Genomic DNA, 12,818 nt, shown 5'->3' with positions numbered 1-12,818 from the left:
TCGCAGCCATGAGTCGTCCGATTGAAAGCAATGTAATTACCAGTCCATTAACCACCAAATTTATGAGCAGTTTTGTGCTGCTCACGATTTTGGCTGGACTGGGTGTGGGTGTCGCACGGGTATTAATTTCCTTGTATGCCGTGCATTTAGAAGCCACCGAATTGCAATTGGGGCTAATTTCTGCAGCGCAAAATTTTGGCATTTTGATCATGGCATTGCCGATTGGCGTGTTGGTACAGCGCTTTGGGTCTTTGAAAATATTCTGCATCGGCAGTGTGTTGGGCGCTGTGGTCTATAGCTTAACGCCACTCAAAGCTGGTGCATGGTACCTCTTTGCGGTGACAGCCTTGGTGAGTTTTGTCTTACCTATGCGTTTTGTTTCGATCAATACCGTTTTTCTGAGCAATTTAAAGCGTTTAGGTCCAGCCCGTGCGGGTTGGTTTCGCGGTTCGCACATGATGGGATATTTCCTGATTGCACCTGCATTGAGCGTGTTGTTGATCGAGCATTTCGGCTATGGCGGAAGTTTTTATGTGGTGTCTTTGCTTTTTTTAGGCACCTTGCTGTTGGCTCCGTGGTGCTTTCAACGTAGCACTCCGCAAGCGACGAATCGCCCGCATTTTCAATGGCGGGATATTGTGGCGCCATTGGCACTCATCAAAACCCATGCCTCACTGCGGATTGTTTGCATATTGGAATTTTTGAGCAGCGTGGCAAATAACTACTTTGGCTTTTTCATTGTGGTGATTGCTATCCAAAGTTTTGCACTTTCGGAGCCAATGGCAGTGATGCTGCTGACAGTACAAGGCATTGTGTTTGTGGGATCGCTGTTTAGCATGGGCGGTTTGGCTGAGCTGATGGGATATCAAAAATTTTATTTGATTGGCCTAAGCCTGATGGCAACGGCATTACTGATTTTAGCCTTAACCAAAATCACGCTGTTGATGTGGCCTGCTTCGGTCATGTTTGGACTAGGGCTCGGTATGTTGCATATCGCCAATTTTATGTCTTTCGCCCGAGTCGGTGAGCAAACCGCGATGGCTAAGATTTCTCCAATTTTAGCCCTCGTCGGACCTTCGGGTGGACTGTTGGGTGGCTTGATAGGCGCCGTATTTGGCGCACAGGTTGGACTACAAAATTTATTTTTACCGATCGGGCTGGTGTTTATTGGTCTGATTATTTTGATCAGCAAAGATCAGGAATTTATTCAATTTTTAAAACCTGATGTCTCAGAACAGAGCGTAAAAGGACAAGAATTATGAGCCTTACGGATGTATCTGCACATTCGGTTCCCTTGCAAAGTGACCGAAGTGTGTTGGATTTTTTTAAGACCTATTTAAAACTAACTTTGCAAGTGGCGTGTGGACTCCTGATGCCAGTTTTATTGTTCGGTTTGTGGTATGTGGCAACACTCAAACATTGGTTGCCAGAGCAAATTTTACCTGCACCGAGTTTGGTGTGGCAAAGCACAGTTGAATTATGGCAAAGCGGTGAATTGAGTTTTCATTTTGCCATCAGTGCCAAACGTATTTTATGGAGTGTCTTGCTTGGTGCCAGTGTCGGGATTTTGCTTGGTACTGTGTTGGGATTAGCAAAGCGTAGTCGGGACTTTATTTTTCCGACGGTGAATCTTGTTGCGCAATTTCCGATTGTTGGCTGGATTCCATTATTGATGATTTTCTTAGGCATCGATGAGGCTTTGAAGATTGTCGCTATTTCATTGGCTGTGTTACCACCGCTGTTGATTGCAACCTATAAGGGCATTACTCATGTGCCAAATAGTTTGATGGAAGTGGCAGAGGTTTACCAATACAGCAATTGGCAGAAACTCAAAGAAGTGATTTTCCCAGCTGCACTACCCAGTGTGATCAGTGGTTTACGTCAAGGCATTATGCAGGCGTGGTTGGCATTGGTTTTTGTCGAGTTATTAGCAAGTAGTGAAGGGATTGGTTATCTCATGGTATGGGGACGTCAGCTAATGCAGATGGACTTGATCTTCATGGCGATCATTCTGATTGGTATTACGGGCTATGTCTTAGATACCTTGCTGGTTTGGTTAGAAAAAACTGCGCGCTTTCACGCAACCCGAGTAGGAGGGAACTCATGAGCATCCTTTTATTAAACGGGGCAGCGCGCCAAGTCTTAGTTAAAGCAGCAAAAGCACTCGTTCTACCTGTGGCATTTATCGCACTGTGGGCAGTAGCCTCACAGCAAAATTGGGTTGATCCAAAGTTGATTCCTAGTCCATGGCTCGTGCTGCAAAAAGCAGTAACCGTGCTCCAACAACCGAGCTTTTTGACAGGCTTTGGCGAAAGTTTGGCGCGAAATTTTATCGGCTATGGCATAGGTGCGATAGCGGGTGTGTTATTTGGCATCTTAATCGCGAGTTCACGCCTTTCGAATTGGTTATTTGCACCGAGCTTTCATGTATTGCGTCAAATTTCGCTGTTTGCATGGTTGCCACTAATTTCGACCTTTTTAGGTGAGGGACATGGCGCCAAAGTGCTGTTTATTACCTTATCGGTGTTTTATCCCGTGGCGCTACACACCTTTGAAGGTGTGAGCAGTATTTCGCATAAATATCGTGAAGTGGCCGAAGTCTACCAATTTCCCAAGACATACGCGTTTCGTAAATTGATATTACCCGGTGCTTCGGCGCAGATTTTTGTCGGTTTACAACTTGGGCTGATTTTCGCATGGCTTGCCACCATCGGCTCTGAATTTTTATTGGCGAACTATGGCAATGGTCTGGGCAATATCGTGATTCAAGGGCGTCAGGCTTTTGATGTCGAACTGATTATTTTTGGCATGTTGCTGATTGGTGCTGTAGGCGTGTTGCTCAATACGGTACTGACTTGGGTTGAACGTAAAGTTTTAGCTTGGCAGCAGGTTGGATAGGAGAACATAACAATGAAAAAAATGACAATCCATAAAATTCCTCAACTCTGGCGCAATATGTTCCTTGCAGCGTTGGTCGGTGGCACAGTCTTGGTTGGTTGCAGCACGCAGCAAGTGGATGAACCTCAGCAAGTGGCTTTAAAAGAACTACGCTATCAAAGCTATCCGGGACTGGTGTCCTTACCTGAATTGGCACAAGACTTGGGCTATTTAGGTGACGTTAAACTCAATTATGTCGGTACAGTACAAGGTGGGCCACAAGATTTACTTACCTTGGTGGCAGGAGATGTTGATTTCGCTGGCGCCTTTAATGGTGCTGTGGTGAAAGTTATTGCCGCGGGTCTAGATGTGGTCCCCGTAGTGGCATCTTATGGCAGTGATGCTGAACAAAACGTGGGTTTCTACGTGCTAGAAAATAGTCCTATTCGTGGCCCACGAGACTTTATCGGCAAGAAAGTCGCAGTGAATGCCTATGGGGCACATTATGACTTTGTGGTGAAAGATTATTTGGCCCGTCATGGCTTAACTGATGATGAAATCCGTCAGGTCGAACTGATTATGTTGCCACCCGTGAGCTCAGAACAAGCTCTACGGAATGGGCAAATTGATATTGCAGTGTTCTCTGGCATTTTGGAAAAACGGGCCTTAAAAAATGGTGGTGTACGTAGCATCTTTAAAGATATTGACTTATACGGCCCCTTTACCGCAGGCAGTTTTTCGATGCGCGGAGATTTTATTCAAGCGCATCCCGAGTTGGCTCGCACCTTTGTCAGTGGCGTGGCCAAAGCTCAAGAATGGCTACACAACACGCCGAAAGAGCAAATCATTGCCCGTATGGAAAGTATTATCGAAAAACGTCAACGCAATGAAAATACAGCACTGATTCCATATTACACAGGCACAGGTGTCCACGAAGTGGGTGGTGTGCAAAAAGATCAGGATTTTGCCCCATGGGTGAGTGCCTTAGAAAAAGAACACAAATTAAAACCAAATCAAATTGAGGTCAGTCGCATCTATAGCAATGAATTTAATCCCTATGCGCAAGACCCAAAATCAAAAGGAATATAACAATGACCAGTGCATTACATTTAGATCACGTGCGTAAGGTTTTTCCTGCACAGAACCATGTCGGCAGTAAAAACTATAAGCCTGAATTTGTTGCTGTAGAAAATGTCACTTTGGATATTCAGCCGGGTGAATTTGTTTCAATCGTGGGGCCAAGTGGCTGTGGAAAATCTACATTATTAGACTTAATTGCGGGTTTAACCAAACCGTCTGCAGGGCAGATTTTACTGAGTGGTAAGCAGATTACTCAACCGGGTTTAGACCGTGGCATTGTGTTTCAGCAATATGCGCTCTATCCATGGTTAACCGCACTGGAAAATATCGAATTTGGTCTAGAAGCCAAAGGCGTAGCAAAAAAAGAACGCCGTGAAAAAGCCGAATACTATTTGCAGCTTGTGGGTCTCAGTGGCTTTGAAAAGCATTATCCGAATGAGCTTTCCGGCGGGATGAAACAGCGGGTTGCGATTGCCCGAAGTTTGGCTTATGAACCAGAAATTTTATTAATGGATGAGCCCTTTGCTGCCCTAGATGCGCAAACCCGAGAAACCTTACAAGCTGAGCTGATTAATATCTGGAAAAGTTCGAAAAAAACCATTGTTTTTATTACTCACAGTATTGATGAAGCAATTTATCTGAGCCAGCGTGTGGCGATTATGACCTCAAGACCGGGGCGGATTAAGGAAGTAATTGAAATTCCGCAAAGCCTGCGCAGTTCTAGTGAAGATGTCCGTTCATTGCCTGAATATGGCCGAATTCGCCATAAAATTTGGTCATTGCTCAGTGAAGAAGTGATTAAAGCGCAAGCCCTCGAAAAACATAAACAGCTTGCACATAACTAAAATATTCAGAGGATTTATTTATGTTATCGACTAAACAAGCCATCAGTTATACGCAATCGTATAACGACATTAAACCCAGACTACAATTCACTTGGTTAAACACGGTCTTTAAACGCACCATTGCCATTGTAACTTTTTTCTTGCTGTGGGAGATTCTGCCGCGGAGTGGTGTGGTCAATCCGGCTTTTTTACCGCCGTTATCTGTGGTATTGGAAACTACATGGCAGCTATATCAAAGCGGTCAATTAGGCATCCATTTCTTGGCCAGTATAAAGCGTTCCATTATTGGTTTCATTTTGGCCCTAGCGATCGCAATTCCTTTAGGTCTCATCATTGGTTGGTACAAGCTCGTGGCTGAAACCTTAAATCCATTGTTAGAATTGTTTCGAAATACCACAGCATTGGCATTAATGCCGCTGTTCATCTTATTTTTAGGTATTGGTGAAACTTCAAAAATCAGCCTGTTGGTGTATGCATGCACATGGCCGATTTTATTGAACACTATTACAGGCGTACAAACGGTCGATACTTTACTGATTAAATCGGCACGAACCATGGGCCTAAAACCCTATCAATTGTTTCGAAAAGTGATTCTGCCTGCGTCGGTTCCGACGATTTTTGTCGGTATCCGTCTGGCAGGGGCGATTTCGATTTTGGCCTTAGTTGCAGTAGAAATGTTTGGTGCCAAAGCAGGTCTGGGATATCTGATTATTTATTCGCAATTTAGCTTTGAAATTCCACAAATGTTTGTAGGCATATTAGTCATTACCCTCGTAGGCTTATCCTTTAACTATTTCTTGATTGGACTAGAAAAATACTTTACAGCGTGGAAACGAAACCCCGTGGAATAATCTATACGAAATGGAAAAATAAATAAAAACCTCGGGATATACCGAGGTTTTTTATTACTGATTTTTTATACTTAAAATAATGCAATGAATAAAGAATAATGTAGATGAATATTTATGTATCAGTTTTTGGGATTATTATTTTAATGTGGAGTAAATAAAAATATGACTTATTTATAATAAGCCATATTTAATTAGGCGAGTGCGAATCACGTTCCTTGTCACTCCAAGCAAACGAGCCGTATGCACTTGATTGTATTGACAGTGCTGATACGCACTTCGGATAAATTTTTCTTCAATCAGATCATTAATATTGTCATGCTTAAGTTGATTTGCGGCTTGAAAAATTTGTAAAAAGGTCTGCTCAAGTAACTGTCCAGCATCTTGAATATCTTTGATGTTGGCTACAGCAGAGGTGGCATTTTGTAAGTTAAAAGGTTCTGCACGCGAAAACGACGATGCACTTTGAATACTCGAAAAACTAATATCTTCTGGTTCAATCACACCTTTTTCACTGACTAAAATCGCATGTTGAATGGTATTTTCTAATTCGCGAATATTTCCCGGCCAGCTATGTAAATGGAGTTTCTTGAGCGCCAATGGGCTGAGGCGTAATGGTGTGTCATGTGGGTTGGTTTGATAGACCTGAATGAAGTGTTTAACCAAAGGCAAAATGTCACCACGACGCTCTGAGAGACGTGGAATGCGTAGCAACGCCACATGTAAGCGGTAGAATAAATCTTCCCTGAAACGCCCGTCCTGTACGGCATGCTCTAAATCAACATTGGTTGCGGCTATGATTCGGACATTAATTGGAATGGATTTGAGTGAGCCGACTCGAACGATCTCTCTTTCTTGTAAAACACGGAGTAATTTGACTTGCATAGGCAAGGACAGGTCACCAATTTCATCTAAAAATAAGGTGCCATTATGGGCTGCTTCAAACCAACCGACACGGCTATTAATTGCCCCTGTAAAGGCTCCTTTTTCATGTCCAAATAATTCGCTTTCGACTAATGATTCGGTAAAGGCACCACAGTTCACTGCGATAAATGGACCTTTGGCACGATGGCTCAATTGGTGGATTTGGCGTGCAACCAATTCTTTACCTGTGCCTGTATCACCAATGATGAGTGCATTGGCCTCACTTGGTGCAATTTGTTCAATTCGAGACAACAACGCTTGCGATAACGGGTCTGCAAAGACCGTCGCTGTTGCCCGTTTATGTTTCAGTGCAGAGGGCACTGCAGGATGGGTCAAAATAGACATATCGTTTCTTATAGTTGTTGAAAATGCAGATCATGATGAAAGATTTAAAAATAAAAGATAAATAATAATTCGATATTTAAATATCAGTTTCACCGATAAATTCATGTGTGGATTATTTATCTGATTTTAAGATAAATAAAATCGGGATAACTAAAGGATAAATCAAGATATAGCAAGTGATTGAGCTGTTTTATAGTAAAGCTCTCTAAATAACAAAAGGCATAATTAAAATGGCGATTACTTCAGTAAATGTGCGAAACCAATTCAAAGGCGTGATTAATGAAATCGTAGAAGGTCCTGTGGTTTCAGAAATTGATGTGGAAACCAAAGCGGGCTTTTTTACGTCCGTGATCACGACGCGTTCGGTGAAGGATTTAGATTTAAAAGTAGGTTCAGAGGTGGTGGTGTTAATTAAATCGACGGAAGTGTCACTGGCTAAACTCTAAGGTTTAGTCCAGCAAAGTTTGTCAGCACAAATAGAGAATAATGATATGAGCGTAGAACAAGCTGGTTCGGTTTCTATTCAGCAGCTAACGAAACATTATCCCACACAAAAGCAAGAAGACTTAACCGTACTTAAGGACATTAACCTGAATATTCAGCCGGGTGAGTTCATTAGTATTGTGGGAAGTAGTGGCTGCGGAAAATCCACATTATTACGGTTGTTGGTTGGTCTAGAGCGTCAGTTTCAGGGCCAGATTTTGGTTGATGGTCAGCCTATACAGGGCACGAGTTTGGAACGTGGTATCGTGTTTCAAGATCATCGCCTGTTTTCATGGTTGACAGTACGGGAAAATGTACGGATTGCATTGCATAAAAGCCAGTTTAGCCGTGCAGAAGAAGATGTATTGATTGATGAACATTTAGAGTTGGTCAAATTAACCCAATTTAAAGATGCTTATCCTTCGCAGTTGTCTGGTGGGATGAATCAACGTGTGGCGATTGCCCGTAGTTTGGTGAATCGACCACAGATTTTACTGCTCGATGAACCCTTTGGCGCACTTGATGCGTTGACGCGTCAAAATTTACAGGATGAATTACAGCGAATCTGGCAAAGTGAAAAAATCACCATGATCATTGTCACCCATGATGTCGAAGAAGCGGTATTTTTGGGTGATCGGGTAGTGGTCATGCAGCCACATCCGGGACGAATTAAACGTATTGTAGATATTCATTTAGCCCATCCGCGTAAACGCGAAGATGTCCGTCTGATCAATATTAAAAATGACATTTTGACTGACTTTAGTGATCCAGTAAAAGATCAGTTGCTTGAACCTTTATCTAACCGATTTGCCGATTATAAATTTGCATGGTAAGTCTGAATTGACCATCACCTAGACAATGTAAAAGCCCTGAATTCAGGGCTTTTTTTAGGCTTATCAAATATAGGTCAGTATGATCATCGCTTAAGTTAGATTAATATCAGTCCATAAAAATGCCCCAGTTGGGGCATTTGTTTTTCAGTTTTATTAAACGTTGGTTTATGAGGCTTGGGAGGTATGTCTTTTTTCTAAAACATATTGGTTTTCAGGTCGTTTTAAACCTAAGTTTTCTCGTAAGGTCTTGCCTTCATAAGCCGTTCGGAATAGACCGCGACGTTGCAGTTCAGGAACGATGAGATCGACAAAATCATTTAACCCCGCAGGTGTTGTTGGCGGTAGGACATTAAAACCATCGGCAGCGTCATTCTCAAACCATTCTTGCAGTTGATCTACGACTTGTTCAGGCGTGCCAATCAAGGTCCAATGTCCACGGGCTGAAGCGATATATTGATAGAGCTGACGAATACTAAAATTGTGCTTCCGGGCAATATCAATCATCATTTGCTGACGACTGGAGAAATTAATGTCTGCATCTTCTATTTTCGGGAAAGGGGCATCTAGATCAAATTTGGCCAGATTAATGCCGCCTGCCAAAGCAGACAATAAACTTAAACCCACTTCTGGGTGAATTAAGTTATTTAAAAAGTCATATTTTTCTTGGGCTTCTTGCTCTGTATTGGCAACAAAAATCGAAACCCCCGGCATAATTTTCAAGTCATGTGCATGGCGGCCATATTTCACTAAGCGGTTTTTGACATCACGATAAAAGGCTTGCGCATCTGCTAAGTTCTGCTGTGCTGTAAAAATCACTTCGGCATATTTACCGGCTAGTTCACGACCGTCTTCAGATTGTCCTGCTTGAACAATCACCGGATAGCCTTGCGGTGGGCGAGAGACGTTGAGAGCACCCAGTACCTGATAGTATTGGCCCTGATGATTGGGCTGATGTTGTTTTCGGGCATCAAAAAATTGCCCAGTTTCTTTGTTGTAATGGAAGGTATCATCCTCCCATGAGTCCCAAAGTTTTTGAGTCACCTCAATAAATTCATCGGCACGTTCGTAACGCTCTTTGGGTTCAGGGTGCTGCTGAATGTTAAAGTTTTTTGCGGCATCGGCAGAGGCTGTCGTTACTACATTCCACGCAGCACGACCTTTAGAAATATGATCTAAAGAAGCGAATTTTCGCGCCAAAATGTAGGGGTCTTCATAAGTCGTGGACGCTGTGGCAATAAAGCCAATATTTTGCGTCACAGCAGACAGGGCTGCAAACAATGTAACAGGTTCAAAGCCGACGCCTTTATCGCCCAAACCTTTCTCACCTTCGACAGCAGAACTCCAACGGACAGACAGACCATCGGCAAGAAAGTAGGCATCGAATAAACCACGTTCTGCGGTTTTTGCCAGTTCAATTGCATAATCAATATTGAGATGATCTTGTGGGCGAGATTCAGGATGACGCCAACCCGCGACATGCTGTGAGGTGGTTGGAATAAAAGCCCCAAGCTTTATTTGACGTTTAGACATAAAAAATTTCTCATCCCAATTATTCTTAAAAGATAAAAGGGATAAGAACAAAATCTATGCCAAACCGTAATTGTTTGAAAATATGCAATTTTTAATTTTAATTGGTTCTAGGTGTAGATAAATCAACAGGATATAAAACCAAATGTTGAAAAATAAACAGCAGTTTAACGGCAAACTTTATGCATGGATCCGTACAAGATTTTCCATATTGAGATGCAAAGCTGCGGATTGGCATTGAACGCTATTAGCGAGCCTTATAGCAATACTTTGATGGCTTTTCGTCTCCATACCAGTTGGTAATACAGCCCTTGTAAAATACATAAGCTGACAAAGGCCAAGGCATAGGCATACCAAATGCCTTTTAAGCCCCACCATTCACTAAATAGGTAGGCACACGGCACTTCAATGCAAATAATCGCCATAATATTAATAATCATCGGCACGGTCACCGTTCCACTGGCCCGCATAATGGAAGCAAAAATCGCACTGGCACCAAAAAATAAAATCGACCAAAGCACAATGAACAGCAATTCTTGACCGAGAACCACAACTTCAGGATCTGTAATAAACAGCGCCATTAAATATTTAGAGAACAAATAGCCCAATGCCACCAAGATACCAGTAATAATGAAATTCATCCCGATGGCCGTACGTTTCACACGATTAATTAATTCAGAATGACCTGAACCGATGGCTTGTGCTGCAAAAATAGAAGCCGCAATCGCGATGGACAAGGCCGGGAATTGGATATAGTTCAAAACCTGATTGACCGCGCCATATGCAGCAGTAGCATCAGCACCATGGCGGTTAACTAAACCGACAATCACGAGACCAGCCACAGAGGTCGTGACCATCTGAATACCCGTAGGAATGCCTAGTTTTAAGATAATTTTGCTGAGATCATGTTGATGGCGAATATGACGAATCAACTCGAAGTCGAGTTTGAGCGGGTGATCTTTCTTTTTTAAGTAGAAATATAAAAATACCAAGGCAATTAAAAAGCCGATATGACTGGCAATGGCAGGGGCAATAATACCTAAACTTGGAAATCCAAATTTTCCTGCAATTAGTACTGGTGTAATGATCAGCCCTGAACCAATGGTCATACCTGACGCAATCAGCGGTGTTGTACTGTCACCGACCCCACGCAAAATCGAGGTGTAAATAATATAAATAAAGAGTAGTGGACTACCCGCAAGCATCCATTGCACATAAGGCAAAGATAAATGCATCACGTCTGGGGCTGTGCCTAAGGCCAATAAAATGGGCTTGGCAAATATCATCCCTAAAAAGGCAATAATGCTGCCACCAATCAAGGTCATAAAAAGGGTGGAACCCACCACAGTACGAACTTTTTCAAGGTTTTGCGCGCCCCAAGCTTGACCCACCAACACGGTTGCACCTGCCGAGAGTCCAATCACAAAAGCCATTAAACAGAACAAGATCGGGAAAAATACCGCAACGGCTGCAATGGCATGCACCCCAAGCATCTGACCGACAAAAACGGTGTTAATGGTCCCAGATAAATTCTGCAAAATATTGGTGGCGATCAAAGGCACCAGAAAAACTAAAAACGTTTTCCATAAATTTTGCTGAGTAACGAGGGACTGTTGTTTTGACATGCTCAGGTCCTAGACGCGGCTTTTTATGATTTTAAGTTACTGATAACACTATCATGTTGGCATTCAAAAAAGCCTTAGTTTTTGAGTAACCAAGGCTTCATTATTTCTACATGTCTGTTTTAAAAAACGTTTGGGCAGATACGGCTTTAAACCGCGGAGAGAATCTCTGCAGCTCGATCTAAGGTGGCATCTTGTTTGGCAAAACAGAAACGTAATAATCGTAAATTTTCCGGCGGTTTTTGATAGAATACCGAGACAGGAATCGCCACGATTTTATATTGTTCTGCCAACAACTGACACATTTCCACATCGCTTAAATCTGGGCGTATGGCACTGTAATCAAGGTTTTGGAAATAGGTACCTGCCGATGGAATCAACTCAAATCTAGAGTGGCTTAAGCCGGCATTGAAACGGTCACGTTTGGCTTGGTAAAAATCGGCCAATTCAGCAATATGCTCAGGATGTTCTGCCATAAAGTTAGCCAGTGCCATTTGTACGGGCGTAACACCGCAGAAATTGGCAAATTGATAGATTTGGCGAAACACTTGCATCAAGGCTGGCGCTGCAATGCAATAACCGGTTTTCCAACCTGTGACGTGAAAAGTTTTACCAAATGAGCCCACGACAAAACTGCGTTCACGCAGCTCAGGAAATGACAAAGCAGATAGATGCTGACGACCATCAAAAATTAAATGCTCATAAACCTCATCCGACAGCACAATAATATTTTTATCTCGAATCAGTTCGATCAAGTTGAGCCAGTCCTCACGATCCCAAATAGCACCTGTTGGATTGTGCGGTGTATTGACAATAATCATCCGGGTTTTATCGTTAATCGCAGCGGCAACACGATTCCAATCCACAGTAAAATGGGGCGTCTCTAAGGCAATGTGAATGGGATGAGCCCCAACCAATTTTACACTGGGCGCATAACTGTCATAGCTCGGGTCGAAAATAATCACTTCGTCACCCGCATGAACCACAGCTTGAATGGCACTAAAAATACCAATGGTTGCACCCGGGGTAATGGTCACTTCGGTGTGAGGGTCAATATTTAATTGGTCTCGATGGGCAAACAGTTGGACCAATTGCTCACGTAAATGCATCAGTCCATCGCCGGGTGCATATTGGTTAAAACCCTGTTGCGTCGCATCACTTAGCGCATTTAACAGTGCTGGAGGTGCAGGAAAATCAGGAAAACCTTGAGATAAGTTCAGTGCATTTAGACGCTGCGCCATTGCACTCATAACGCTAAAAATAGTCACACCTTGGGCAGGCAGTTTGGATTCAATTGTGATCATGGAGCTTAAAATTTTTTATAGATTGCATTTTGAGTGTAGCAGCATCTCAGCGGCTGCGAAAAGTTAGCTCAGCAAAAATGATCCAGTATTGATGTTCCTATTCACTTGAATCCTAAAGTGATGTGAAAGC

At 42.8% G+C, this 12,818-nt stretch carries 12 protein-coding genes; 8 read left to right on the top strand and 4 right to left on the bottom strand.

All coding sequences use genetic code 11. From position 1 onward, the window contains the following. Nucleotides 1-8: 8 nt before the first annotated feature. From FTU62_RS12035 to FTU62_RS12010, 6 genes are read left to right on the top strand one after another with little or no spacing between them, the layout of a single operon-like run. A complete protein-coding gene (locus FTU62_RS12035) occupies nucleotides 9-1,262 on the top strand; it encodes an MFS transporter (RefSeq protein WP_180102789.1) in 1,254 nt (417 codons plus the stop codon). Continuing rightward, the gene (locus FTU62_RS12030; protein WP_180102788.1) at nucleotides 1,259-2,107 is read left to right on the top strand and encodes an ABC transporter permease; all 849 of its coding nucleotides are present in this window, start codon (nucleotides 1,259-1,261) and stop codon (nucleotides 2,105-2,107) included. The genes FTU62_RS12035 and FTU62_RS12030 overlap by 4 nt, the downstream gene beginning before the upstream one ends. Next, nucleotides 2,104-2,898, top strand: a complete 795-nt coding sequence (locus FTU62_RS12025; RefSeq protein ID WP_180102787.1) for an ABC transporter permease — start codon at nucleotides 2,104-2,106, stop codon at nucleotides 2,896-2,898. Before FTU62_RS12030 ends, FTU62_RS12025 begins: the two co-directional genes overlap by 4 nt. 12 nt (nucleotides 2,899-2,910) lie before the next feature. Continuing rightward, entirely contained in the window at nucleotides 2,911-3,966 is a 1,056-nt protein-coding gene (locus FTU62_RS12020) for an ABC transporter substrate-binding protein (RefSeq protein WP_257223198.1), read from the top strand. A 2-nt stretch (nucleotides 3,967-3,968) separates the two neighbouring features. Further along, on the top strand, nucleotides 3,969-4,802 hold the full coding sequence (locus tag FTU62_RS12015) for an ABC transporter ATP-binding protein (RefSeq protein WP_078191496.1): 834 nt from the start codon (nucleotides 3,969-3,971) through the stop codon (nucleotides 4,800-4,802). A 20-nt stretch (nucleotides 4,803-4,822) separates the two neighbouring features. After that, nucleotides 4,823-5,653 carry an ABC transporter permease gene (locus tag FTU62_RS12010; RefSeq protein WP_180102786.1) on the top strand — a complete coding sequence of 277 codons (831 nt, stop codon included), beginning with the start codon at nucleotides 4,823-4,825 and terminating at the stop codon, nucleotides 5,651-5,653. A gap of 171 nt (nucleotides 5,654-5,824) precedes the next feature. Here FTU62_RS12010 and FTU62_RS12005 read toward each other — a convergent pair whose 3' ends face one another. Continuing rightward, entirely contained in the window at nucleotides 5,825-6,919 is a 1,095-nt protein-coding gene (locus tag FTU62_RS12005) for a sigma-54-dependent Fis family transcriptional regulator (RefSeq protein WP_180094574.1), read from the bottom strand. Between the two features lie 230 nt (nucleotides 6,920-7,149). Here FTU62_RS12005 and FTU62_RS12000 point away from each other — a divergent pair, with 230 nt between their 5' ends. Both FTU62_RS12000 and FTU62_RS11995 read left to right on the top strand, forming a co-directional pair. Further along, the gene (locus tag FTU62_RS12000) at nucleotides 7,150-7,365 is read left to right on the top strand and encodes a molybdopterin-binding protein (RefSeq protein WP_067765474.1); all 216 of its coding nucleotides are present in this window, start codon (nucleotides 7,150-7,152) and stop codon (nucleotides 7,363-7,365) included. A gap of 45 nt (nucleotides 7,366-7,410) precedes the next feature. Further along, nucleotides 7,411-8,235, top strand: coding sequence for an ABC transporter ATP-binding protein (locus tag FTU62_RS11995; protein WP_180102785.1), 825 nt, complete (start codon nucleotides 7,411-7,413; stop codon nucleotides 8,233-8,235). A 165-nt stretch (nucleotides 8,236-8,400) separates the two neighbouring features. Here FTU62_RS11995 and FTU62_RS11990 read toward each other — a convergent pair whose 3' ends face one another. The 3 genes from FTU62_RS11990 to FTU62_RS11980 all read right to left on the bottom strand — a co-directional run bounded on the left by FTU62_RS11990 (nucleotide 8,401) and on the right by FTU62_RS11980 (nucleotide 12,688). Then, nucleotides 8,401-9,765 carry an LLM class flavin-dependent oxidoreductase gene (locus FTU62_RS11990; RefSeq protein WP_180102784.1) on the bottom strand — a complete coding sequence of 455 codons (1,365 nt, stop codon included), beginning with the start codon at nucleotides 9,763-9,765 and terminating at the stop codon, nucleotides 8,401-8,403. Nucleotides 9,766-10,019: 254 nt separating this feature from the next. Then, nucleotides 10,020-11,387 carry an MATE family efflux transporter gene (locus FTU62_RS11985; RefSeq protein WP_180102783.1) on the bottom strand — a complete coding sequence of 456 codons (1,368 nt, stop codon included), beginning with the start codon at nucleotides 11,385-11,387 and terminating at the stop codon, nucleotides 10,020-10,022. 146 nt (nucleotides 11,388-11,533) lie between these two features. After that, nucleotides 11,534-12,688, bottom strand: a complete 1,155-nt coding sequence (locus FTU62_RS11980; RefSeq protein ID WP_180102782.1) for a methionine aminotransferase — start codon at nucleotides 12,686-12,688, stop codon at nucleotides 11,534-11,536. Nucleotides 12,689-12,818: the final 130 nt, after the last annotated feature.

The organism is Acinetobacter sp. YH12126 (assembly GCF_013418745.1).
Lineage (GTDB): Bacteria > Pseudomonadota > Gammaproteobacteria > Pseudomonadales > Moraxellaceae > Acinetobacter > Acinetobacter amyesii.
Note: the sequence above shows the minus strand (reverse complement) of the source record. Positions and strands in the feature narration are given on the sequence as shown.